This is a genomic window from Herbiconiux ginsengi, assembly GCF_900107435.1.
GTDB classification, from domain to species: Bacteria; Actinomycetota; Actinomycetes; order Actinomycetales; family Microbacteriaceae; genus Herbiconiux; species Herbiconiux ginsengi.
In genome coordinates, this window is sequence record NZ_FNPZ01000003.1 from 541409 (window position 1) to 564376 (window position 22968).

The 22968-nt window shown below is 63.9% G+C and carries 28 protein-coding genes and 1 pseudogene; 9 read left to right on the plus strand and 20 right to left on the minus strand.

Translation table 11 applies throughout. The features are described 5' to 3' along the window. Positions 1-374: 374 nt before the first annotated feature. The 3 genes from BLW00_RS15305 to BLW00_RS15315 all read right to left on the minus strand — a co-directional run bounded on the left by BLW00_RS15305 (position 375) and on the right by BLW00_RS15315 (position 2906). On the minus strand, positions 375-884 hold the full coding sequence (locus tag BLW00_RS15305) for a nitroreductase family protein (RefSeq protein WP_092555658.1): 510 nt from the start codon (positions 882-884) through the stop codon (positions 375-377). Between the two features lie 110 nt (positions 885-994). Then, on the minus strand, positions 995-2071 hold the full coding sequence (locus BLW00_RS15310) for an NADH:flavin oxidoreductase (protein WP_092555660.1): 1077 nt from the start codon (positions 2069-2071) through the stop codon (positions 995-997). Positions 2072-2171: 100 nt separating this feature from the next. Beyond that, the gene (locus tag BLW00_RS15315; RefSeq protein WP_092555662.1) at positions 2172-2906 is read right to left on the minus strand and encodes an alpha/beta fold hydrolase; all 735 of its coding nucleotides are present in this window, start codon (positions 2904-2906) and stop codon (positions 2172-2174) included. Between the two features lie 102 nt (positions 2907-3008). On the opposite strand from BLW00_RS15315, the gene BLW00_RS15320 reads away from it, so the two are divergent. Continuing rightward, the gene (locus tag BLW00_RS15320) at positions 3009-3383 is read left to right on the plus strand and encodes a MerR family transcriptional regulator (protein ID WP_092555664.1); all 375 of its coding nucleotides are present in this window, start codon (positions 3009-3011) and stop codon (positions 3381-3383) included. Between the two features lie 4 nt (positions 3384-3387). Here BLW00_RS15320 and BLW00_RS15325 read toward each other — a convergent pair whose 3' ends face one another. Beyond that, entirely contained in the window at positions 3388-4476 is a 1089-nt protein-coding gene (locus tag BLW00_RS15325) for an NADH:flavin oxidoreductase (protein WP_092555666.1), read from the minus strand. A gap of 183 nt (positions 4477-4659) precedes the next feature. Between BLW00_RS15325 and BLW00_RS15330 the strand changes: the two genes are divergently transcribed. Further along, on the plus strand, positions 4660-5862 hold the full coding sequence (locus BLW00_RS15330; protein WP_092555668.1) for an MFS transporter: 1203 nt from the start codon (positions 4660-4662) through the stop codon (positions 5860-5862). Then, entirely contained in the window at positions 5859-6515 is a 657-nt protein-coding gene (locus BLW00_RS15335; protein WP_092555670.1) for a DsbA family oxidoreductase, read from the plus strand. Before BLW00_RS15330 ends, BLW00_RS15335 begins: the two co-directional genes overlap by 4 nt. A 169-nt stretch (positions 6516-6684) precedes the next feature. Here the strand turns inward: BLW00_RS15335 and BLW00_RS15340 are convergent, their stop codons facing one another. Both BLW00_RS15340 and BLW00_RS15345 read right to left on the minus strand, forming a co-directional pair. Next, positions 6685-8634, minus strand: coding sequence for a pyridoxamine 5'-phosphate oxidase family protein (locus BLW00_RS15340; protein WP_092555672.1), 1950 nt, complete (start codon positions 8632-8634; stop codon positions 6685-6687). A gap of 97 nt (positions 8635-8731) precedes the next feature. Continuing rightward, positions 8732-9616: an alpha/beta fold hydrolase gene (locus BLW00_RS15345; RefSeq protein ID WP_092555674.1), complete on the minus strand. Its 885-nt coding sequence runs from the start codon at positions 9614-9616 to the stop codon at positions 8732-8734. A 101-nt stretch (positions 9617-9717) separates the two neighbouring features. Here BLW00_RS15345 and BLW00_RS15350 point away from each other — a divergent pair, with 101 nt between their 5' ends. After that, positions 9718-10254: a CGNR zinc finger domain-containing protein gene (locus BLW00_RS15350; protein ID WP_092555676.1), complete on the plus strand. Its 537-nt coding sequence runs from the start codon at positions 9718-9720 to the stop codon at positions 10252-10254. A gap of 235 nt (positions 10255-10489) precedes the next feature. Here the strand turns inward: BLW00_RS15350 and BLW00_RS15355 are convergent, their stop codons facing one another. The 4 genes and pseudogenes from BLW00_RS15355 to BLW00_RS15370 all read right to left on the minus strand — a co-directional run bounded on the left by BLW00_RS15355 (position 10490) and on the right by BLW00_RS15370 (position 13564). Next, positions 10490-10960, minus strand: a complete 471-nt coding sequence (locus BLW00_RS15355; protein WP_092555678.1) for a hemerythrin domain-containing protein — start codon at positions 10958-10960, stop codon at positions 10490-10492. Positions 10961-11058: 98 nt separating this feature from the next. Then, a pseudogene (locus tag BLW00_RS15360) lies at positions 11059-11712 on the minus strand (MBL fold metallo-hydrolase); the annotation flags it as partial. A 267-nt stretch (positions 11713-11979) separates the two neighbouring features. Beyond that, on the minus strand, positions 11980-12615 hold the full coding sequence (locus BLW00_RS23010; RefSeq protein WP_139256731.1) for a hypothetical protein: 636 nt from the start codon (positions 12613-12615) through the stop codon (positions 11980-11982). A gap of 409 nt (positions 12616-13024) precedes the next feature. Further along, positions 13025-13564 carry an RNA polymerase sigma factor gene (locus tag BLW00_RS15370; RefSeq protein ID WP_092555684.1) on the minus strand — a complete coding sequence of 180 codons (540 nt, stop codon included), beginning with the start codon at positions 13562-13564 and terminating at the stop codon, positions 13025-13027. 168 nt (positions 13565-13732) lie between these two features. On the opposite strand from BLW00_RS15370, the gene BLW00_RS15375 reads away from it, so the two are divergent. The 3 genes from BLW00_RS15375 to BLW00_RS15390 all read left to right on the plus strand — a co-directional run bounded on the left by BLW00_RS15375 (position 13733) and on the right by BLW00_RS15390 (position 15572). Then, positions 13733-14053 (plus strand): hypothetical protein, encoded by a 321-nt coding sequence (locus BLW00_RS15375; RefSeq protein ID WP_092555686.1) that lies wholly within the window; start codon positions 13733-13735, stop codon positions 14051-14053. Positions 14054-14633: 580 nt separating this feature from the next. Then, on the plus strand, positions 14634-15053 hold the full coding sequence (locus BLW00_RS15385; protein WP_139256732.1) for a hypothetical protein: 420 nt from the start codon (positions 14634-14636) through the stop codon (positions 15051-15053). Between the two features lie 18 nt (positions 15054-15071). Continuing rightward, positions 15072-15572, plus strand: coding sequence for a hypothetical protein (locus tag BLW00_RS15390; RefSeq protein WP_092555692.1), 501 nt, complete (start codon positions 15072-15074; stop codon positions 15570-15572). A gap of 257 nt (positions 15573-15829) precedes the next feature. Here the strand turns inward: BLW00_RS15390 and BLW00_RS15395 are convergent, their stop codons facing one another. The 5 genes from BLW00_RS15395 to BLW00_RS23510 form a co-directional block, all read right to left on the minus strand. Continuing rightward, positions 15830-16186: a hypothetical protein gene (locus BLW00_RS15395; protein WP_092555694.1), complete on the minus strand. Its 357-nt coding sequence runs from the start codon at positions 16184-16186 to the stop codon at positions 15830-15832. Positions 16187-16282: 96 nt separating this feature from the next. Continuing rightward, positions 16283-16894 (minus strand): T6SS immunity protein Tdi1 domain-containing protein, encoded by a 612-nt coding sequence (locus BLW00_RS15400; RefSeq protein ID WP_092555696.1) that lies wholly within the window; start codon positions 16892-16894, stop codon positions 16283-16285. Positions 16895-16944: 50 nt separating this feature from the next. Next, positions 16945-17487: a Rossmann-fold NAD(P)-binding domain-containing protein gene (locus BLW00_RS15405; protein ID WP_139256733.1), complete on the minus strand. Its 543-nt coding sequence runs from the start codon at positions 17485-17487 to the stop codon at positions 16945-16947. 496 nt (positions 17488-17983) lie between these two features. After that, positions 17984-18409 (minus strand): DUF4279 domain-containing protein, encoded by a 426-nt coding sequence (locus BLW00_RS15410; RefSeq protein ID WP_092555700.1) that lies wholly within the window; start codon positions 18407-18409, stop codon positions 17984-17986. Positions 18410-18428: 19 nt separating this feature from the next. Then, positions 18429-18590: a hypothetical protein gene (locus BLW00_RS23510; RefSeq protein WP_175494309.1), complete on the minus strand. Its 162-nt coding sequence runs from the start codon at positions 18588-18590 to the stop codon at positions 18429-18431. 619 nt (positions 18591-19209) lie between these two features. Here BLW00_RS23510 and BLW00_RS15415 point away from each other — a divergent pair. Further along, entirely contained in the window at positions 19210-19716 is a 507-nt protein-coding gene (locus BLW00_RS15415; protein ID WP_092555702.1) for a DUF4265 domain-containing protein, read from the plus strand. A 44-nt stretch (positions 19717-19760) separates the two neighbouring features. Here BLW00_RS15415 and BLW00_RS15420 read toward each other — a convergent pair whose 3' ends face one another. Together BLW00_RS15420 and BLW00_RS15425 are read right to left on the minus strand one after the other, a co-directional pair. Further along, positions 19761-20252, minus strand: a complete 492-nt coding sequence (locus tag BLW00_RS15420; RefSeq protein WP_139256734.1) for a hypothetical protein — start codon at positions 20250-20252, stop codon at positions 19761-19763. Positions 20253-20283: 31 nt separating this feature from the next. Beyond that, complete coding sequence (locus BLW00_RS15425; RefSeq protein ID WP_139256735.1) at positions 20284-20529, minus strand: hypothetical protein; 246 nt, start codon at positions 20527-20529, stop codon at positions 20284-20286. A gap of 189 nt (positions 20530-20718) precedes the next feature. Here BLW00_RS15425 and BLW00_RS23015 point away from each other — a divergent pair, with 189 nt between their 5' ends. After that, positions 20719-21285, plus strand: a complete 567-nt coding sequence (locus BLW00_RS23015) for a hypothetical protein (protein ID WP_139256736.1) — start codon at positions 20719-20721, stop codon at positions 21283-21285. Positions 21286-21563: 278 nt separating this feature from the next. Here the strand turns inward: BLW00_RS23015 and BLW00_RS15430 are convergent, their stop codons facing one another. Genes BLW00_RS15430 through BLW00_RS15440 form a run of 3 tightly spaced genes read right to left on the minus strand, consistent with a single transcriptional unit; the run spans position 21564 to position 22904 of the window. Next, positions 21564-21923 carry a hypothetical protein gene (locus BLW00_RS15430; protein WP_092555708.1) on the minus strand — a complete coding sequence of 120 codons (360 nt, stop codon included), beginning with the start codon at positions 21921-21923 and terminating at the stop codon, positions 21564-21566. Further along, positions 21920-22333: a DUF6188 family protein gene (locus BLW00_RS15435; protein ID WP_092555710.1), complete on the minus strand. Its 414-nt coding sequence runs from the start codon at positions 22331-22333 to the stop codon at positions 21920-21922. The genes BLW00_RS15430 and BLW00_RS15435 overlap by 4 nt, the downstream gene beginning before the upstream one ends. Before the next feature lie 7 nt (positions 22334-22340). After that, positions 22341-22904: a DUF2716 domain-containing protein gene (locus tag BLW00_RS15440; protein WP_092555712.1), complete on the minus strand. Its 564-nt coding sequence runs from the start codon at positions 22902-22904 to the stop codon at positions 22341-22343. Positions 22905-22968: the final 64 nt, after the last annotated feature.

Sequence of the window (22968 nt, forward strand, 5' to 3'; positions counted from 1 at the left end):
ATCCTCTCCGGTGGGGCTTCGCTGGTTGGCTTGTGGCTGTCGCCTGCGGGGGCGTCCTGTGTTTCGGCTGGGTCTCTCTCCTCGGCGTCGGATTCTGGGGCATGTCACGCGAGGAAGCTTCCACGGGCGAGAGCTGGTGGGGCATGGGGCTGTTGTTCCTGATCGCCTTGGCCGGGCCTGCCCTAGCGTCGCTTGCCGCTGCGATCAGTGTCCTGGCCGTGCGGTCGCCACGGGTCTCTGCGCTCCTCCCTGCTTGTGTGTTCCTTCTCGGGACAGGAGTCAGCATCGCAGTGCTCGCGCTGCACTCCGCAGCGTCGTGCACCGGATATGGGGGTTGAGCGGCTTATTCAGGGCGCAGCGATCATCGTCTCGTCTTAGAGGAATCGAAGGCTCTCGGCCACGCTCCGCCGGCCGAGGGGGATGGCTGATCGACCGACCGTCGGTTTCGGCGCAGGGACGCCGAGCGCGATCGCGTGTCGGGCCGCCCATCCCGGATCTGCCGAGACGAGATCCGCCGCGATCCGCGAGTTGGCTTCGGGGTAGAGGCTCGTGATGCACGACCCCAACCCCAGTTCGGCAGCGACGAGTGTGATCGATTGTGCGACCCGGCCGAGATCGAACTCCGTATCCAGCTGCTGTGCCACCGGGCTCAGAAGCACGAGCACGACCGGCGCTGCCTCGAGATGCCCGGCATAGGCGCCGAGGCCGGCGAGCTGCGATCGGATGCCCTGATCGTAGACGGCGACGAATCGCCACGGCTGCCGATTTCTCGCCGACCCGGTCCAGCGCGCCTGATCGATGATGAGGGCCACGGTGCTTCGCGGAATGGGTGACGCTTCGAACGTGCGCACCGAACGTCGAGCAATTACAGAGCGGATGTCCACATGCTCATCCTGCCCGTAGGGCGGCCGGTCACTGCGCAACTGAGCCGTCGGTCAGCACCGACTCACCTGTCGACCACGTGGCAGAGGCGTTGACAGACTGACGAGCATCCTCACCTGACGAAGTAGGGCCACCCGCGGAGATGGGTGATGAAGCGCTCGCTCAGGCCGGCGTCTCGAAGGTACTGCACGGAAACAGGAATGGGCGGGCTGGTGTAGCCGGGATTGGCCTGCACCTGGCGCGGGCAATCGCGCTGCAGGATCGCGGCACGGCCGATCAGCACGAAATCGCATCCTTCGTCGAGAACCTGGGCGGCGCGTTCGGCGGATGTGATCTTGCCCGCGGCCCCGACGCGCACGCCCTTCCGGGGCAATGTCGTGAAGACACTGAGCATGGTCTGCCCGCGGAATGCGCCCTCGGTGACGATCTGCTCGGAGTTCCACAGCGCTAGATCGAGGTAGTCGATCATCTCGCGGTGCAGGATTTCCCCCGCGATCTCTCGCAACTCCTCCAAGCGGAGGCCGTATCGCTCGATCGAGAGGCGCCACCCGAGCTGGAAGTCGGGGCCGCATGCGCGCCGGATGCCCTCCATGACTTCCATCGTGAGGCGGGCCCGATTCTCGACGCTGCCCCCGTATCGGTCTGTCCGGTCGTTGAGGACGGGGGACAGGAACTCCGAGAGCACCCAGCCGAACGCCCCGTGAAGTGATACCCCGTCGAATCCGGCACGTTCTGCGCGCACGGCCGCCTCGATGAAGCTGTCGCGTATCCGCTCCACCTGCTGGGTGGTGAGTGCGGCGATCCCCGGCCACGTGGTGCTGGAGGCTGGAGCAGGGATGCCCCCGAACTCGGGATTGCCGCGGTGGCCAGCATGGTGGAGTTGCGCCGCGGACAGACTGCCACCAGCTCGGACTGACGAAGCGATCTCGCGCAGACGAGGGAGATGACTGTCGTCGTGGATGCCAAGTTGTCGACCGTATGCGATGCCGCCGGCTTCTACGGTGGTGGCGCCGGTTTGCACCAGCCCGAAGCCGCCGTCGGAGACCTGACGGTACCAATCGAGGTCGAACTCAGACGCCGAGCCGTCGTATTCGCTTTGCTGCGTGACCAGCGGTGCCAGCATGATGCGGTTCCGCATCGGCCGGCCGTGGAGGAAGGTGAGTGGTGCGAAGAGATCGGACACGGTCATGCGATGGTTCCTGACTCATTGATGGTGCGGTGGCCGGCATGACATCAGCTCGGCAGACGACCTCTGCCGGTATGTTGTCTCCGCCCGTCCCAGGGGTCTGTCACCGGGCCGGTGCGTTTCCCGCGGCTTCTTTGATCAGGTCGACCACCTGGGCGGACTCGGGGATCCCCACGGTGTGCGAGCCACCGGCCAGCTCGACCGTCCGTCGCGAGTGAGCCCGCTCGGCCATGAACCGGTGGCTCTCGACAGGGATGTTCTTGTCGTCGGAGCCGAACAAGAACCACGAAGGGATCGACGTCCACGCCGCCGCTCCCGCAGGCTCGTTGAGCGCAGATTCCGTGATGGGTCGTTGCGTGGAGGCCATGACGGCAGCGTCTTCGGGCGAGGAATCCGCTGCGAACTGGTCGTGGTACCGGTCTTGGGCAATGTACAGATCGGTCTCACCATCGGGGAGAGGGATGGCGACGAGCGTCTCTCCCAGCGTGCCGCCCGGGAACCTGTTCGACAGGTCCGCGGCGCTCTCTCCCGGGAGGGCGGCGAAAGCGCAGATGAAGACCAGCGCTGTGACCCGAGCATTCCCCTCAGCGGCTTCGGATATCACCAAGCCGCCATACGAATGCCCGACCAGCACGACGTCGCCGGAGACGGTCGACAGCAGTGCGCGCAGATGCGTGGCGTCGTGCGCCACTCCACGGAGGGGGTTGGCCATGGCGATGGTCGGGTAACCCTCGGCCTGAAGGTGCGCGAGAACGGCATTCCAGCTCGCGGATTCGGCGAACGCGCCGTGCACGAGCACGACAGTGGGACGTTCTGTGGACGGATTGACGATGCTCATGTGGGTCTCCTTGCTCTGACAGGAGCGAAGCTAGTGGAAAGTTCCTAACCTGTCAAGATGTGTTCACTGGTAAGATAATTGAGCTGATGAGAGGATCGACGGATGCGGATCAAACAGCTCTCCGAGCAGGTCGGTGTGTCGACCCGCCTGCTGCGCTACTACGAGGAACAGGGCCTTCTCACGCCTCGGCGAGAAGAGAACGGCTATCGCTCCTACGATGACGACGCGGTGGCCCGGGTGCAGCAGATCCGCGGCCTCCTCGACGTGGGGTTGACGACGGAGATCATTCGCGAGGTTCTTCCCTGTCTGGCCGAAGCAGCGTGCTCCAAGTACGACGATCCGGAGTTCGTCGCTCGGATCGCCCGGGAACGAGACCGGCTCCGGGAACGGGTCTCTCTGCTGTCACACAACCTCAAAGCACTCGACGAGTACTTGACCTCGGTGGGCGGGAAGCGCCCGACCGAGGCCGCTGCCTGACACGTCACCGACTACCGGGCAGCACGAAGTCTCCCCATCCTCGGAGATGGTTGATGAACCGCTCACTGACGCCTCCTCGGCGGAGGAAGTCGGCGGGAACCGGGAGAGCCGGGCTCTCGTAGGAGGAGTCCGATCTCACCTTCTCGGGGCAGTCCCGCTGGAGGATTCCGGCCCTTCCGATCAGCACGAAGTCACACCCCTCGTCGAGCAGTTGCGCTGCGCGTCGAGCGCTTCGAATCCTCCCCGCAGCTCCGAGCCGGACGCCTTTGCGGGGGAGTTCCGCGAAGACGCTGAGCATCGTCTGCCCGCGGAAGGCGCCGTCCGTCACGATCTGGTTGTAATCCCACAGGGCGAGATCCAGGTAGTCGATCAACTCCCGGTCGAGGATCTCGGCGGTCATCTCCCGCAGCTCCTCCAAGCGCAAGCCGTAACGTTCGATCGAAAGCCGCCACCCGATCTGGAAGTCGGGTCCACAGGCGTGACGGATGCCCTCGATCACCTCGAGGGTGAAGCGCGCCCGGTTCTCGAGGCTGCCGCCGTACTTGTCCGTGCGGTCGTTCAGGAGCGGTGACATGAACTCGGACAGAATCCACCCGAACGCCCCGTGCACGGACACTCCATCGAAGCCCGCCCGTTCGGCCCGCAGGGCACCCGCGATGAAACTGTCGCGGATGCGTTCCACGTCGGCTGTCGACAGCGCCGAAACGCCCGGGACGGTGCGACCCGAGGCCGGCGACGGGACGCCGCCGACATGGGGATTCGCGCGGTGCCCGGCGTGGTGAAGCTGAACCGCCGAGAGGCCGCCGCCGGCGCGGATCGACGTCGCCATCTCCGTCAGGCCCGGGATGTGGTCGTCGCTGAAGATGCCGGGCTGCCGCGCGCACGCGATTCCGCCGGCCTCGACGATGGTGGCGCTGGTCTGGATGAGTCCGTACCCGCCGCCCGCGAGCTGGCGCATCCAGTCCTGGTCGAATTCCGAGAGGAACCCACCGGGCTCGCTCTGCTGATTGGTCAAGGGCGCCATCATGAACCGGTTTCGCATCGCCGGTCCGTGCAGCAGGGTCAGGGGTTCGAGAAGGTCGTTCACGGTCATGGGAGCAACCCTCACACCTTCACATCGGTGTGAATGCAAGTCCGTTCATCAACTCGACTGTGGCTGCTTGCTTTCACACCAATGTCAAGGTTGCACGATCGTTGAGGTCCCGCCATCGCGGGCACTGAAACGCGGACCGGCGGCGCCTCACATGCGCTGCCCGGTCAAACGAAGGAAGAAGAAATGACCACAGTCCGGGACATTCAGGTAGGGGCTTCACGAACCGATCGCTTTCCAATAGCCGGTCTGATCGCGCTGTTCACAGCCGGCTTCATCACCACCCTCACCGAGGCACTACCCGCTGGGGTGCTGCCGCAGATGAGCAGCGCGCTCGGCGTCTCCGAGTCGGTTGCCGGGCAGACCGTCACCATCTACGCGGTCGCCACCATGCTCACAGCGATCCCCGTGTCGATCCTCACGACGAATTGGCCGCGGCGCCATCTCATGATCGTCGCGCTCGCGGGATTCCTCATCGCGAACATCGTGACCGCGATCTCCCTCGACTACACCATCACCATGATCGCGCGGTTCATCGCGGGCGCGGCATCCGGAGTCACCTGGAGCATCCTCGGCGGCTACGCGCAGCGCATCACCCCCGACGCCCTGAAGGGTCGAGCGATGGCCTTCGCGTTCGCCGGAACGCCCGTCGCCCTGTCACTCGGCGTTCCCCTGGGGGCGTTCCTCGGACAGGCCGTCGGCTGGCAATCGACGTTCGGCCTCATGTCCGGCCTGACGGTGCTGCTCATCGGCTGGACCCTGTGGAAGTTGCCGAACGTTCCCGGTCAGAGAGCGGCCGAACGACTTCCCCTTCTCCACCTCCTGCGGATCAAGGGGCTTCGCACCATCCTGGTGGTCACCGGCGTCTTCGTGCTCGCCCACACCATCCTCTACACCTACATCGCTCCCGTGCTCGCCGGGGTCGGCCTGGCCGACCAGGTGCAGTGGATTCTGCTCGACTTCGGAATCGCCTCGATCCTGAGTATCTGGCTCACCGGCGTCTTCGTCGACCGGCATCACCGGCGCCTCGTGCTTCTCAGCACGATCTTCTTCGGCGCAGCCGCGGTCGCTCTGACACTCTGGTCGGGGAACGCGATCGTCGACTACATCGCCGTCGCTGCCTGGGGTCTGGCATTCGGTGGTTCGGCGACGTTGTTCCAGGGCGCCCTGATGGCGGCCTCCGGTAAGCACGCCGACGCAGCGCAGCCACTCATGGTCACGATGTGGAACGGCGGAATCGGCCTCGGGGGACTGATCGGCGGCATCCTCCTCGCTGGGCTCGGCTCGGCATCGCTCCTGCTCGCCGTCGCGGTGCTGGTGCTCTTCACCGTCATCGTCGTGATCTTCGCCCGCGGGCACGCCTTCCCCCACCGGGAGGCGAACCGATGAGCGAGACGACGCCGATCAAGGTCGATGTGTGGTCGGACATCGCCTGCCCCTGGTGTTACATCGGCAAGCGGAAGTTCGAATCCGCCGTCACGGAAAGCGGCATCCCGGTGGGGATCGAATACCACGCCTACGAACTCGCTCCGGATCTGCCCGAGGAGTTCGAGGGCAGCGAACAGGACTATCTCGAGATCCGCGGATATTCGGCCGACGAGGTGCAGCCTCTGCTGACGCGATTGGTCGGCGCCGCGAAAGCGGTCGGGCTCGACTTCGACTACGACATCCTGCGGCACACGAACATGCTCAAAGGTCATCAGCTGATTCGCTGGGCCCAGACCGAAGGTCGCCAGCTCGACATGGTGGAACGCATCCTGGCCGCCCACTTCGAGGAAGGGCGGCATGTCGGCCGCGACGAAGACCTCGCCGACCTGGCGGCCGAGATCGGACTCGACCGGGAGAAGGCGTTGCAGGCGCTGAAGGAGAACCGCTTCCGGGAGGATGTGCGCGCCGACGAGCTGCTCGCGCGCCAACTCGGTATCCGGGGTGTGCCGTACTACGTGTTCGATGACACCTACGGAGTCTCGGGTGCCCAGGACCCGTCCACCTTCGCGGACATATTGCGGCAGCTCGCGCAGCGGAAGGTGGTCGAGGAGTGATGAGAACGGCGAGGTCGAAGCTGGTCGCCCTTGACGTTCCGGACGCCGCCGCCTGCGTGGACGGCGTGTGCGAGATGCCGATGAATTCTGCCGCGACGGATTGCGACGACGACCTGGACCAATGAGATCCGCCGCCCGCGACCTCAGGGCCGCGGGCGGCGGCGGTCGTTCAGTAGGTGAAGCTCGTGAACCGCGCATCCTGGCCGCCGAGCCATCCCATGGCCGACTTTCGCAAGTCGGGACCGACGCTGACGAAGAAGCTTCGACGTCCTTCTGCGCCTTCGGCGAGGAGGTCACTCTGCTGCATCCGACGGCGGCGAACACGGGCTCCGGCCTGCTCGAGCATCCGAATTTCGTCGCCGTGGTCAGCCTGTGCTTCTCCGGTAATGAACATCGTCGTCAAGGGGGCCAGGCCGTCGATCCTCCGGAGGATGTCGATCGCCAGAGGGAGGTCGTCGGCCCTCACGCTCCACAGCACCCTCAGCAGACACCCCGCTTCGATCAGGGGAGCCGCCTGGGCCACGAGGGGAGTGATCCCCACGCCGGCCGCGACAACGACGGTGTCGACGTCGGCATCCGTGCCCGGCTCCACGAGGTTGTCACTCCCGAAGCCGAGCACGGCAGCGGTGACATCGGCGCCGTCCTTCCACTCGGCCAGGTGCTCAGTGACCGGCCCGTGTTCGCGAACCGTGATCTCAAAGCGCATGCTCCCCGGTTCCCCGGGGCGGTTCGCGTCGGCAGCGGCGGGATCGACTCGCTGCGGTGGCGCACTCGTGATCGTGAACGATCGGATGTAATCGTCGTTCAGCGACGCAGGGTCGTGATCGCGCATGTGCGACCAGCCCCGGTCGAGGTCGGCGGAGAAGTCCAGGGTCACGTGCTGGCCCGCACGCCATGGTTCGAGCGTCGAGTACGCCTCGGCGGCACCGGGCGAGGATGTGTCCGGCGCGAGAGCGAAGGTGTACCGTGCGACGGTGGGGGTGATCGGCGTTCTGCCGACGAGCGTCGCCCTGGCGACCGGGTGGGTCGTCGCGGGAGACAGGCCGAGGTCGCCGAGCTCTTCGGCGAGCGGGCGCACGGGCGGGTCATAGGGCGAGGGATCGAGCAGGCGTCCGCGGAAGAAGAGACCGTCCTCCACGAAGCGGGCGGCATCGACCTCGATCCGCACGGCGACGGTGCTGTGCGGCATGACCGCGGCGGCTGCCACGCCGACGAGGATGTCGGCTCGCCCGGTGAGGTAGAGGATGTCGCCGGTCTCGAAGTCGGGGAATGTCACGCCCACGGCGGGGTCGGTCGTGAGGTTTCCCAGGGTCTGGAGGAGTCGATTGCCGGAGTATTCGGGGTAGACCAGGGTCACCCCGTCAGCGGCTGAATTGCTCAAGACCCGCACGAAGCCGGGCGCACCGCCGCGGTTGTTGGTGTCCATGCTCTCGTCGCCGTGCCGACTGGAGATGAAGAAGATGTCCGCCTTGTCGATCAATCGCACAGCCGCGTCGTTCAGCGGCATCGAGTCGCTGATCAACGCTGGATGCGCTTCGTGCGGCCAGACGGTCTTGCGGTTGAGGTACTTCGGGCAGTTCCCGAGCGTCTCATCGATCGTGATCGCCATCTGCACGTCGACACGCGGGGCGTCGGCCATCGATCCGAGACGCGCGGCCGGCGGTTCGTCGCCGCGGACGATGCCTCGCACCATGCGGCCCGCGAGTTTGACCCTCGTTCTCTCTTCGAGGTCGATGGCCAGTCCCGCGACCAGCTTGCCGCCGGCGGCGCCATCGGTCTCGTTGGACAACAGGGCGTTCAGGACGGGATCGAGCCCTGTCCACGCGCCGGTCTCATGGCGGGATGCGGGCGACAGGTGCGCGGGTGTGCTCACGCCCAGAATGCCAGGAGCGATCGGGATGGTGACGCCCGGTTGGCCGCCCAGCAGCGTCGTCCACACGCGACCCCGATCGTCGACGGTGCCGAGGGCAAGAAGAGGGGTCTGCGCCATCCAGTGCGCGTATGCGTCTGGCAGACCTCGGATCGTCGGGTTGCCGCTGGGCGGCACATGCAGCAGTCGGTGCATCTCCTCTTCGCCCTGGTGCCACTGTCGTGGTGAATGATCGTGGTGCGTCGACATCGGTGGCTCCTGGTGGGTTGGACTTGGTGGGAGATATGCAGCGCGCGTCGCACCCCGGTGCCGTCTTGGCACCCGGGGTACGACGCGCGCGACGAGGTCAGCTGATCTTGCGCTCGAGGAAGTCGTGGATGATCGGGAACACCTCGTCGGCACGGTCTTCGAGCAGGAAGTGTCCGCTGTCGAAGACGTGGAACTCCAGGTCGGTCAGGTCGCGCTTGTAAGGGTGGGCGCCGGCTTCGGGGAAGATGACGTCGTTCGCGCCCCACACGATGAGAGTTGCGGGCTGCTTGGTGCGAAGCCATTCCTGCACCGCCGGGTAGAGGCCGGGGTTGGTGCCGTAGTCGAGGAAGTAGTCGAGCTGGATCTCGTCGTTGCCCGGACGGTCCATCAGCGCCTGGTCGGTGATCCAGTTGTCGGGCGAGATGCGGGAGAGGTTCGCCATGCCGTCGGTGTACTGGAAGCGCGTCGTCTCGATCGTGAGCAGCCCGCGGAGCGCGTTGCGGTTCTCGGCGCTCTGGTCGGCCCAGTAGCGCTTGATCGGAGCCCAGAACTCGTTGTCGAGGCCCTCGTCGTAGGCATTGCCGTTCTGCACGATCAGGGCTGTGATGGCGTCGGGATCGGCCAGGGCGAGGCGCCAAGCCGTGGGAGCTCCGTAGTCGAACACGTTCACCGCGTAGCGGGTGATGCCCAGGCGCGTGAGAAGCTTCTGCACCATGTCGGCAGCGTTGTCGAACGTGTAGTCGAACTCGGCATGGTCAGGCGCTGCGCTCTGTCCGTATCCGGGGAGATCGGGCGCGATGACGCGGAAGCGGTCGGCGAGATACGGGATGAGGTTGCGGAACATGTGCGACGAGGTCGGGAAGCCGTGCAGCAGCAGCACGACGGGCGCATCCTTCGGGCCGGCCTCTCGATAGAACATCTCGAAGCCATCGAGGTCTTCGATCTTGTTCTCGACGACCGGCACGGGTGTTGACGTGGTCACAGTGAATCTCCTTGTCTAACTATCAACTGTGTGTTGAATGGTTAGAACCATTCCACGCACATTCCAACCTGTCAAGCTGGTTTGAGTGGTAAGGTAAGGGCATGGTGCAACGACTTCTCGTGGGCGAAACCCTGTCGCTCGACCTCGTGAACACGGAATGGGTGGAGCACGGTGCACCGGTCGACTTCCTCGCCGATGCCGATGCCGCCGATGTCTGGTTCCGCGACTATGGATTCGATCCTGAGTCGGAGAGACTCGACGCGCTCCTCGCGTCACGCCGGGCGATCCGCGAATGCTTGGACGAACCGGGCGATGCGGCGGATGCCGCACTCAACGATGTCCTCAGCCATGGCCACGAACGTGTCCTCATGGTCGAGGGCCGCCCGGAAAAGGCGATCGAGACCGACCCCGGCTGGTATGCCGCCTGGAGCGCGGCGTTCGCCTACACGACGCTCTTGGCCACGCAACCCGACCGGGTAAGGCAGTGCGCCCACCCCGACTGTGTCCTGTACTTCTTCGACACCTCTCGCAATGGTGGCCGCCGCTGGCACTCCATGGAGACCTGCGGTGCACGCACCAAGTCGGCGCGGCATTACCGCCGCCAGGTCTCCGTCGAAAAGGCGACCGATCCGCGCTGAGCCCGATGGCGCATTCGCTCAATCGTCAACCCAGACGCTGAATCCATCCACACCCGCGTTCCACGGCGGTGACTCCTCGTGGAACTCGAGATACAGATGCCGGGCGGCGGCGTGGAGATCCAGCTGTCCGCGCGAATCGGCGACGTCTCATCCTGTTCGCGTCAGGAGCGTCTCGAGCGCCAGACATTGGTGTCAGCTCCTCGGACGATTGGCTGCAGAGTCCAACGCCGCGGGCTCACAGCGGCCCCAGCACGTCGCGGACTGCGTCGTGCAGCTCGAGGCCCTCCAGGACGGTCAGCAGTTGCCGCTCCTCGTAACGGAAATGGTTCTCCATGATCGCGGCCACGCCCTCGAGGTGACGGTCGAGTTCGGCCGGAGATGCAGCCCGGTCGACCGCGTCTCTGAGGCCGCCGAGCAGGTGGCCGATCATCGAGTGGTCCCGCTCGAGGGCGCGCAGCACGGGTGCCAGGTGCGGATGCGCCTTCTCGATCGCGGGAAAGAGGGCGCGGTCTTCGCCCCGATGATGACCGTCGAGGGCTGCGCAGAATCCGTGGCAGTAGATCAGCAGGTCCCGCCCTGCCTGCTCCGCAGACCCAGGCTCGCGCGCAGCCTCGCGGGTGACGCGCAAGGCGTCACGGATGCGCCGGTGCACGGCGCGCAATTCGGTGCTCCAGGCGATGAGCCTGGTCGTGTCGCGCTCAGTCACGCGACGACGAAGGGAATGATGCGAGCATCAACGGTCCTTCGGTTCGGCGCCTCCATGCCTGACACGGACTGCCACCAGCACGCGACGCACCCACGATCTTAGCCCGGCTGTGCCGAGGTTCTTACTCGGTCTGACGGGTCGGGTGGGGCCGGCCTGTGCCGTGAATGCGAAACGGGTCCGGAATTCACCTCCGGCCGCTCACTCAGGTGGATGCCACGGTGTAATCCGACGTCGAGGGCGTCTGTGGAGGTTTCTGCGATCTCGTCCACGTCCCGAAGGTACTGAATGGTCGCGTCGATGTCGTCGGGGGAGTCGCCGAGCTGCGGTTGCTTGTGCCCGCTGACCACGAAGCGCGGGTTGAGCGCTTTCAGCCGTGTCAAGGCGGCGATCCAGTTCTGTCGAGCCTCCGGGGTCGTCTCGACGGGATAGGGGTACGTGGCGTTGTAGACCACGTCGCCGCGCACGATCAGGCGGAGGTTCGGCACCCACAGGGATGTGGTTCCTTCTGTGTCGGTATGGCCTGCCTCGATCACGCTCAGCTCGTTCCCCTCGAGCTCGAAGTGGACGCTGTCGAGGGCTTCTGGGAACTCGACCGGAGGGATCTGGCCGGGGAACAGCTTCTTCCAGAAGCCTGTGAGGTACGCCGGCTCGGTCTGGATGCGCAATTCGGCGATCGTTCCCTCTGTGGCCAGGATGCGGGCATCCGGGAACGCTGCACGCAGCATCCCGACGCCGAACGCGTGGTCGCCGTGCCCGTGGGTGAGGTACCTTCACGATTCACTCTGAATCTAGGGGCGGTCGAGGAGTGTCACGGAACTCGGGGTGCCTCAGTGCCTGTTCAAGTTGAAGATCGAGTGTCGAGCGCCGTCGCGAGAGCCGGTTGTCCGCGCCGGGCGCAACACCGACGTCGTCGCTCGCCTGAAGTCGCACTCCGTGCCGCGCGAGCTTGGCTGAGTCCGGCACCCCCTACAACGACACGCCCGTATCCATTGACGATGCGGTTGACAGGACGATCGGTCTCAGCACCCTCCTACGGTCAGCGGGACTCCCAGGGGATGCTCATCGGTAGGAGTCTGTCGATTGCTTGCCGACCAACTTAGTTGCCACGTGCCCGGGGCGATGTCGGCTGAGGAAGACACAGGATACATCGCGGAGTTGCCGCTGACGATGATCCTTGCGTTTCCCTCGCTGTCTGCCGTGCCGAACCCTTGGAAGCTGTAGCTCGTGGGCCCTCCGGTCTGGACGCTCCCCACGAACACGGTCTCGTCAGGAAGGAGGCCGGAGAAGCTAACCGGAAGCCCGGCCTGGCCGGCGAGGAGCTGGGCTGGTTCGATACAGGAGGGTGCCGTCGCGGTCACGGCCTCGATCGGGAGGAACTCGATCGTCAGCGGCTGGCTGAGCACGATCGGATCCGCGAAGCCCGAAATCGAATCATCGTGTTGCGGTCCGTCGCTGCCATCCACGCGCACGTAACTGCCCAGGAGATAACCGCTTTCGCCGCTTTCCGTGAAGTTCTCGGGGAAAACATCCGGGGTCCAGGTGATCGTCGCCGCGCCGTTCTCGTCGGTTCTCACCATGGTCGGGTTGCTGAAGACCGAGAAGTACGCGTCGGGCGCGCTCGATTCGCCGCGATATCGAGAATCGATCGAGAGCATGTACTCCGTGTCGGGTGCGAACCCTGAGAGGTTCGCGGTGACTCCGGCGCCCCAGTCGGGAGGGCTGAAGGCGACACTGCCAAGGGAGACCGTCGGTGTCGCCGGGATCGGAGGTGCGACTGTCGGGGGGACAGTCGGCGAGGGCGTCGGCGACGAGGTCGTAGGCAGCGGGGCGGGCGGCGCATCGTCGGCGTCTCCGGATCCGAAAACGCTGAGGCCCACGGCCAGGGCGCCACCGGCAGTGCCCAGTCCGAGCACGATGAGTACGGCAACCACGACGGCGCCAAACCGGAAGCGACGTCGGGGCAGCGCTACGGGTGGGGGCACCTGCAAAGATGCGTCGGCGTTGAGGAGGACGTTCTGGGTGATGCGGTCGAGCAGAAGCTCGAATTCATCTCCCGCGGGAGGTTCAGTTCTCATTGTCAATCGCCGCCTTTCGAAGCTTGCTGCGGCTGCGAGAGACTCGTTGCCGCACTGCGCCCACACTGATGCCGGTCGCTTCCGCCGCCTCGGCGTACGTGCGGCCTTCGATGAGGCAGAGTTCGCACACGCGTCTGTCGAGCGGAGACAGACGTTCTATCTCGGCTGTGACCCATCGCAAGCGATCGCGAGCTTCGTCGTCGTCGTTCAGGATCACGATGTCGTCGGGAAGCTCATCGGCGGCGTGCCGCGCTCGAGACCTGTTCAGGTTCAGCGCGAGGTTGCGACACGTCAAAAGCAGCCACGGCAGCAGGGATCGGTCGACCACGTCGATGCTGTCGGCCTTTCGCCAACACGTGAGAAAGGTGTCCTGCACAACTTCTTCGACGTCATGCTGGTTCGCAACCAAAGCCCACGCGTATCGAGTGACGGCGGGAGAATGACGCCGAAGAATGCCAGCTAGCGCTCCCTTGTCTCCGTTCGCCATACCACTCAACAGTTCAGCATCCGAAGTCTCGACTACGTCCATGCGCACCCCCTCACTATAGGAATGTCGCTACCGAGGCAAGAATCACGAAATGTCATGAAGAATATTTGTCGCTGCTGCCATAGCTCGCAATTGCTGGCGACTGGCTGCCCGCTGAAGGACCGTTTTACGGGCGCGTAATACAGCACCGACCTCATTACGCTTGCGGTCATGGGCACTTCAAAAGATGGCGACAAAGATCGCCAGAACGTCCTGCTGCTCTGGCCCGAGTGGGGCCCCAGGGATCTACTCGGTTCTACGCCGATCTCCGATTCACTGCGCCTGCGCCTGCGGAACTGGAATCACACCTGGCAGACGGTGCTCGATCCCGTGAAGGAAATTCGGTGGCCGGACGCCGAAGTCGGCAGGCGATGGATTGCCGAGGGCGAAAGCTTGGTGCGAGAGCTGCAGGTCGAACTCGGACCGCAGGTGCGCGTCGTGGAGGGGTTCAGGGTCTATGACCCGGACGGAGAGCCACCACGCTGGTCGTAGTGCCGTGGCGGCTGTCAGCATTGGGTGCAATCCGAGAACTGCTAGTTGTCGCTGAGGATAAGTTGTCGCGACGACGACGGCGGGCCACCGCATGCCCGACAGTCGATCGTCTACTGTGACGGCACGGTTGAGAGAAGCCTGCGTACCGGGCGCGCCGGTGTCCAGCACGGCATACCCAATGGTCGGAATCGCAAAGTAGAGCACGGCCGAAAATGACGATCAGGGCCACCCCAAGGGTGAGAACGCGCTTTCCGTAGTTCATGACGCCTCCAAAGTGTTGCCGCGAGCCAAACGCACCCCTTGCGCCGGTGCTCTTTTCCGAGGATGCTTCACCAAGACTGAGTGATCCTCAGTAATAACACATCTATCTGGAAGGCACACAATGGACCGAACTAGAGGAACCATCCGCAGCATCTCGCTTTCGGTGGCTGCGATCAGCGCAGGGATACTCGCTATGACCGTCGCCCTGCCGGCGCAGGCCGACACGATTTCCCAACCAACGCCGGTGACGGTAGAAGCGCATATGAGCGTCACTGGGTTCGACGCCGAAGCCGCCGCCGCTCACGGGTAAGAGTTGCGGGTGACGGATGCGGGGGAGCAGTTCTCGGTTCCCGTAACCAACGCGCCCGGGGATTTCAGCAATTCCTATAGCGACGGTCGGTCGTCCGGAGTGGCGAGCCTGGAAGCGAACGGTGATTGTGGAACATCGTGGATCTACTTCCAGTTCGGCAACACGCAGTTCCGCACCGGGTACCGAATCAAGCCCGACCGTGGGCAGGCATTCAGCCATCTCTGGAGCGCCACGATCTCGACTGGGCGAACCGGAGGAACCGGTTCGTACAACCTCTCAGGTGCGGCACCCGCGAATAGCGCGACGTGGCAAGCGATCCGGCGAATCGTCGAGCCCTACACGAGTATCGGATCGGCCATGGCGGGCGGTACAGCCGTGACCACTGCCGGGTGGATCTGCAGTTCCGGCAACCCGATAGCGACGTACTGAACCGTGACAGGCGATCGGATGGGGTTCGGCGAATCGGTCGAGTCGGTGAGTCGACAGTTTGGGCATCCGATCGCCCTGTCGACGAGCGAGGATGTCGAGCTGCGCGCGTTCTCGACCCAGGGCCACGACGGTGTTCTCGACGTCGTTGAGGCCTCCTACGTGGTGCGCGGCGACGAGGAAGGGCGAGTGCAACCCTCGGTGTGGACGTGGCTCGCGAACGGTATTTCGCAAGAGGAGGCTGCCGTGAACCACGGCGTGACCCACCACATCAGTCACTTGGCCGAGTTCCGCGCCGGCACCCGGGTGCCGGATTCGGATGAGACGGATCGGCTCCACCAGACGTTGGTCGAGTCGCCCCGAACCAGCACGGTGCTTGAGATCGAAGGCGCGTCGACCATGGGGGCCGTCTTTACCCTCGACGCTTGGACTTACAGCTCGTCCGACCTTGGGGCAACATTTGTGACCGTCGCGGGGCCGGGCTGGTTCGTCACGTGCCCCCTGCGCCTGCGAGCCGTGTAGAAGCCCCGGCCTCGTTGTTTGGTCGTCGCGCAGCGCCAGCCGGATTTTCAAATCGGTCGGCGACGTCCGAGGGAGCACTCCTCACGGGGCTCCTTCGCCCCGAAGGTACCGACTGGGAACACGTGGCGCTCTTTTTTCTGGTGCCTGCACACGCAGAGCCATACCTCCAGCCCGGGACACCGCTCTGGGTATTCCAGGGTCACCAGCTGGTGGCCAAAGGGGAGATCGCGACCTCGGCAGCACCGCTGCCGGAGTGACTACCTGAACAGACCAAAGAACCGATCGACTAGCGAGGCATAGCTGTCGAGGTCAAGACGCTCGTCCCATCCGACTGAATCGATGATCTCCACTTCGGTGCGCGGGTCGAAGAACATCAGATCCGTCCAGCCGCCGTCAAAGAGTACGAGGCTACCTTCTGCTTCCGCTCGTCGCGCTCGGATGCCGAATGAGTCAGGGTTGGACACGGAGCGCCGATCGGTCCGGAATTTCTGTGGCCAGGGCTCATCGGCGTCGCGCCACGTCAACGGGTCGACTTGGAGACCAGGCATTGTGAGCGCGGCGATCTTCGCGGAAGCAGCCTCCGCGGCGAGATCCAAGTCGATCTGGCAATCCATGTCTGAACGATACCTCCGACCTACCGAGCGCTTCGAAGTCTCCGTCCTAGATCGATCGGTGCGAATGAAGCGGTCGGAGATGTTCTCCGCCAGTCCTCACTCGGGGCGAACGGTGAATGGCCCTAACGGCGTGCCGGGCGCCAAACCTCGAGTCTTCGCGACGAGCTGACTGACGAGCACCCAATGCACGCTCGTGTCCACGAGCGCCAGATTCTCCTGTGTCTGATCTCCGCCGAGAAATGGAGGGATGGCGTACTCGACGCACTCATCGAACGCGAGCGCCTCCACGCCCGTTGCCTGGCGCCAGGATTCGAACTCTGGCTCCTCGAAGGCTTGTCGGTACTGATTGCTCGCGAGGATGCGGGCCAGCGAGTCCGGGTGACCGATATCGTCCAGTTGAGCGAAGTCGACGTCCGCCAGCAGCAACCGCGGCTCGGTCCAACCGAACCTCTTCTTCGTTCGGGCGCACACGATCTGCCGGCCCATCCAATCGAACGCGACAGCGGATGCGTGTGGATCGGTGATCGACGGGAACGCCACGCGCACAGACTCGAGGAATTCCGGTCCCGAGGCGGCGTCATGAAACCGCAGCAGGCCTCTGTTGAATGAGCGTCCGCTGTAGCCGGCTCTTGCGAACTCATCCGTGAAGTAGCGCGGAGTATACGCAGGGCCGCCGTGGCTGATGTCGGCATCGAGGATGAGCTTCACACGGACATTCTGCTCCCGGCCGGGACCATGCCGACAGCGGCTCTACTTCATCAGCTCAGAGTGAAGAGACCGCTGGTGGGGGAGTACCGCAAGATCGGCGGACCACTTGCCCCTTCGTGAAGGATGATGACGTCTCCACCGAGGGCGTCGCCGAGCCTCTTCATGAGGTCGGCCAGCGCGTCCATCGCCGCCTGGTTGACGAACTCGCGCAAGTCGATGTCGAAGTACACCACTTCCGGGCCGGGAAAAAAGTTCACCTGTACTCCGACGGCCGGCCAAACCGCGATGCTCTCACCCTCAGGAAGCTCGCGCCACGTCGGCGGGAGGGGTGAAACATGGTCGCGGCGAGTCACCTTCCAGCCGCTCGCGCGAAGCAACGCGAAAACGGCATCCCAATCGTCTTCTGAGGTCCCGAGCACCTCGCCATCGGGAAGGATGCCTGGTTCTTCGCCGAATGCCGCCCGGAATCTCGTGTAGTCAATGCCTGACGTCATACCCACATCATTGCGCAGGTGAGGTGGTCTCAGCTGTGCATTCGAAGGTGCGACAGCACGGTGAGGCGAGCCGAAGCGGTGGACGGCCATGACGAACATGGCGGGTTTCACCTCGTGGCGGCCTCGCTAGGCTCTGCGCATGACCGTGCCGTCCGTTCGCTTCCTCCCGTTTTCGGATGGTCAGGGCGGCATGATCGAAGTATTCGACGGGGAAGCCGTCTTCGGTTGGCTCTATTACTCGCTCTACGGTGACGGCTCGGCCTGTATCGATACGGTGGAGGTCGTCGTCGTACCGTCGGCAGGGTTTGGCGAAGAGGATGCTCGAACTCCTGATCGAGCGACACCCAGGGGTCGTAATCTATCGCGCGGCGATTGCGACAGACGCGGGCCAGAAGCTCTTCGACTCGCTGGCCGGTGCGCGTCCCGACTTGACGTTCGACTTGCACTGAACGGGACCTTCAGAGCAATCACGCTTCTGGTCCTAATCCCACTTAGCGCGCATCCGGAGCAGTAGTCGTGGCTCGGGCGTCATCGGGTCGTGCGTCGATGGGCCAACGAGAAGACAGTCGGAGCAGAAACGGGCGTGACCTCGGTGCTAGTCGTCCCGATCGTGTGCGCCGTCGGACTCGAGATAGACGGTGGCATAGACGTCGACGCCGAGCGCGGCGATCGCACGCAAAAGCTCAGCAGGAAGCACGAAGCCACCCTGCGTCGAATCGGAATCCGCAGACCACCAGATGGCCACATCGCAGTCCGCCGGAAGATTCTGGATGTTCTCCGCCACGGGACTGATGAGAGATACGAGCTCCGCTAGCGCAGCCTTGCCGGTTTGGTCCGTTGCGGTGTTCTCAGCCCGCGGTCCATCGATGCTCCAGTGATGATGAGAGCGCGGCTTCCCGAGGCGGCGTTCTGAACCGGCGTGAGCAACGGTGGTCGGAATAAGACCAAGAATCTCTGAGATTCGCTCCGGAGTGGTCGCGGTGGAGTTCACGGAGAAGGTCGCGCGTCCCCACTGGATCATGCTGTCGTCGACCGCGGTCTCATTTCATCCTGTAGTTCAGGTCCAACCCGTCTTTGCTGGGCTTGGTGTGGTAGTTGATGACATGCTTCCAGATGGCTTTCTGAAAGGCGATCATCCCAGCGACCAAGCCGAGCGCGAGCGCGAAGGCGACGACTGACAAGACGATCCCACCGAGGGTCATGGGTGGAGTCTATCGCCGGACCCTGTACTTCATGATTAGCGTCGTGAGGAGGTCACGCACATTCCGTTCTTCTCCCTCTCTCGGTCTGGGGAGTTGTATGCCGCGAGGCAGAATGAGTTGACCCGGACGAACAGCGAATGACCCCCGCACTCGAACCATCGAGTGGGTTCCTGCGCCGGGCCCGGGCACGTTCCGAGGAGAATTCGCCCATGACAACTGCCATTGAAGAGCTTCGACGTGAAGTAGCAGCCGCCATCGAGCTTCTAGAGGAGTGTGGACATCCTCAGCCCGCCGACTGGTTCCGCGAGAAGGATCGAATCTTGGCGGCCCCCCGACGTCGATGGGATACACCTGGCCACCGCGAAGATCCTCGCGGCTTCGGCAGCGGGCATGGGCCGGCCGCTGGAGGCGATCTATCCGACGCCGCAGTCAGGTATCTCGTTTAGGGAGGCGGAGAGGCGCCGCGATCGAATCATCGACTCGATGTGGCAGATCTCGTTGCGGATGGCCGCATCCGAAGGATCACATCTCCAACACCCGACCGAACCACGACCCTGACAGCGGGACCACCGGACTGACATTCGCGACCGCACACCTGCCGCTCCGCTAGATTTCCGATATGCCGATCTTCCGACGACACTCGAGCTACACCGGCGAGTGGAGCGGCGGCCGTATCCAGCCATCCTCGTTGGCCAGCCAGGCCGATTCGGAGGTCTGGCTCGCGCTTCCCAACGACAATGAGGGGGAGCAGGTTTGGGAAGCTCTGAACGCTCAAACCATCGATACCGACCTCCTGGAGCTTCGAGCGGTTCCTGCGCTGGCGTACGGCGTCAGGTTCGGTGATCGAGTGTCCGTGGTTGGCGCGGGCGACAACGCTCTCGTCGTGGACGCCATACGAGAGCGCAGCAGCTTCGTTACGTTCAGGATCTGGATCGGCGAGGATGTCGCGCCCTCCCTCACATGGAGACCCCTCGCGGAAGCTCTCGCGCAGCTTGGCTGTCTCGTTGACGTGTATTCGACGAGGTTGATCGCGGTCGCATGCGCTGAACCCGACGTCGGCACGGTTCGCGCAGTTCTTGAAGCACAGGCGGACGCGTCGGGCCTGGTGTGGGAGCAGAGCGCGTAGCGACACACAGACCTGCTATTGGTCTCACGCGATCCCTGTGGCACTCACTCAGCCGGCGTCACGACGTCGTGCAGCGATACGCCAGATCTGCGGTCACGCCGCGCGAACCGGAACTTGACGTCGGGACTCCATAGCCGACGCTCGCCTCCCGCTACCGAATGCCGGCTAGAGCGCGTTTCCGCGAGCCACATCGCGCGGAAGTCCCCTTCGCCTGCCTCGAAGCGCACCAAGGCGAGCCCACCCCGGCCCTCAGATGACTCGACTTCGATCCAGCTCAGCGAATCGTACGTGGGAAGGTCGAAGTCGTACCGCGCAAGGGGTGCTGCTCTCCGATTGGCTGGGTCCAGAAAGATCGGTGACTCGACGAACACGCGAAAGGCCATGTCGACCAGCCGCTCCCAATCGTCGTGAGTATCCTCGTCACGCCAACTGAGATGCGCTCGTTCGGCAGCCGGAATCAAGGACAGAACCGCGTCTCGGAACGTCGCGATCAATTCCCCAATTTCGAACGAAATCATTTCCTCAGATGTCCCCACCTGGTGAGTCTAGGCGCCCAAACCGGGCCCACTAGTCTCTGCCGCGCCGCTCCACATGGACGACTACGATTCCCGCTGCCATCAGCGATGCTCCGAAAGCAGGCAACACTGAACCTATGAATCGCACGATGACCTCGATCGCCACCAGCGTTCCCTGGCCCGATTGAGTGCTGGCGTTCAACACTGAATATCCGATCGTCGGAATCCCCACCACGAGTGCCGCGGACAGGATGATCATTCCTGCTCCGAGGATGACCATGCGTCTTCCGATATTCATGATGCCTTCCACTCACTTTGCACAGTTTTCGATGTGGGGCTTGCGTTCCTTCAATACCGCGAGGATGCTTCACCTCATGCTGAGTGATCCTCAGTAATAGCATATCGATCTGGAAGGCACACACAAATGAAGCGGACTAGAGGAAACACCAACCGCCTGGCAATCACAGCAGCCATCATTGGCGCGACAATGATCGCCCTGACGGCGGCGCCTGCAGCATTCGCGAGTCAGAATGACTCGTCGGAAGGTGGACAGTCATCAACTGGCACACTCGATCCCCTGACCTATGAAGGCAGTGTGATCGTAGCCACAACAGCCGGCGACGTCCTGACAACAGTGCACGCCGGCGAACTCCCTGAAGTCGCCGCCAGCATCCGCGCCCGAGTTGCCGCCGGAACATTGGATCCGACTACTGCGGGCGAGGCAGACGGGGTCCAGCCGCTCAAGTCCGGCGGTTGCCACGACTGGGCGAACGCTGTGGCTGGAGCGTTCTCCTACGCTGAATCAACCACGGGGTGCGCCGTCATCGGCTATCCGGGTTACAACCGCGTCTACAACTGGTCGAACAAGTCTGGGGTTCAGCTGTGCGTCCAGGCCAAGAGTTTCAAGAGCCCTGGAGGTATGGCTTGGACCGCGATCGGTTGTCAGGGTGGCAAAGACGTTTCGGTTTCGTGGGGGAACACGTTCGCCTACACGCAGGTGCGTGGACAATCGCTTTCGTCGGTGACGGGTGCTGCTTACATCTGGTGGGACTGATCATCGAGGAGTCCGGCCCGCGAGTGACCGTGGCATGACGGGCGGTCGGATGGCTCGGTGGGCCTGTCAAAAGGATGCCCCGACGGCCCGGCCATCCGACCGTCCCAACGGCCAGCGGAAAGTCGAGCTCTGAGCACTCCCAATGAACGGGGGCGGGCTCCACATCACCAAAGTTCCGTCTTGGTTCCAACTGAAGAGAAGGCGCGCGTGCGGACCTCGGTGCGGATGTCGCTGGCTCCAGGGAGTCCTGGGTCTCCGTCGAACGCGAGTGGAGACTTCTATCGCGGCACAACCTCAGAGGGTGTGGGCAGTTTCGTGGGCATCTCGTCGGTCATCCAGTAGTACTCGAAGCTGCTGATTCTGCCCTCGGTAAGCCAGACCACAACCCCGCCGGTGCAGGTGTCGCCCTCGTACACGTCGCGGTCCGTCGGCGCGAGAATTCCGTTGGGCCGAGGGATCAGCGGACGGTCTAAGTCGACCGCGATATCGAAACTCTTCGAGCCGGTGAACCACCAGCCTTCATGCGTGGCCGTATCGAGCTGGAGTCGCGCTTGCTCTGCCCCTTCCCATTCGCCTTCGAGGAGGGATGCGAGGAGCGCATGCTCCTCTGAGGTGAGAGGTCGAGATGGTGCCGTCACTCGTCGACGTCGACTTCGCTCGGAGCGCCGGCCCTGAAAATCGCAACACCGCCGCCCGGGGTCGCCACTGCCATCTCGCCGCTCCCACGGGTCAGCGCCCAGGCCTCGAAATTGATGTCCGAAGCAACGTTCACCGTGAAGCCGTTCGAGAATCTCAGTTCGAGCCTTCCGTCATCGAAGCAGTCGCCGTCGACGTATGCCTGGTGCAGCTCCAGTAGTTCGTCCGCGCGGCTCGGCTGCTCAGGGTCGATCATTCGAGTCTCAGCGTCGAGGCCGATGAGCTGAAAGGGTGTCTCGATCCGGATTTCGCTGCCCTCGGTCACGATGGTGAACCCGAAATCGAAGCGCAACTGGGTGACGAGTTCGCCGCGGATAGAAAGGACGACTTCGCCGCTCGTGGGATCGGTCATCTGGTCATTATGGCGCTGTCGGGCTGCTCGTCTGGTCTATTGCGCGCCCATCGATTCTCACGCTGGGAAGCCAGGTCGAGAGAGAAGCTCCGAGAGTTCGGATGAGTCGGTCGCCCATGACGCACAGGGTGCGCTCCCACGGGTGGCCGAACGTTCCTTCGCGCAGATCGGTGGTCAGGAATGCGTAGTAGTCGCCGTCCGGAAAGACAGCGGGGTAGTGGCTGAACGGGCTGTCGTACTCGAGGTTGGAGGCTTCATCCGTCGGAGAGAACGACCATGTCGGGTGCTGCCAGTCGAGAACAACCATCGGCTCGCCGGCGAGCGCCCAGATGAAGCACCGCCGCGCTTCATTGTTGATGGCGCGCGCGGCTGCGGCTCGCGGTGCTCCGTCGGGAATTGTCGAGAGATCGAAGGTGATTGACGGGGCGGGTTCGTGGATCGCCGGCCACGTCGAGGGAGATACGCCCGGCCGGAACCGGTAGAGCTCGTCGAAGGCATTCCAGCTATTCTCGGCAGCGAGATCGTCGAGTTGTCGCCATCCAGCTCGATCCTGACGGCCGTCATTGCGCATGACGGAAACGATAGCCAATAGCTAACCTGCGGCGACATCCTCACACAAGAAGGCGACAGTCAAG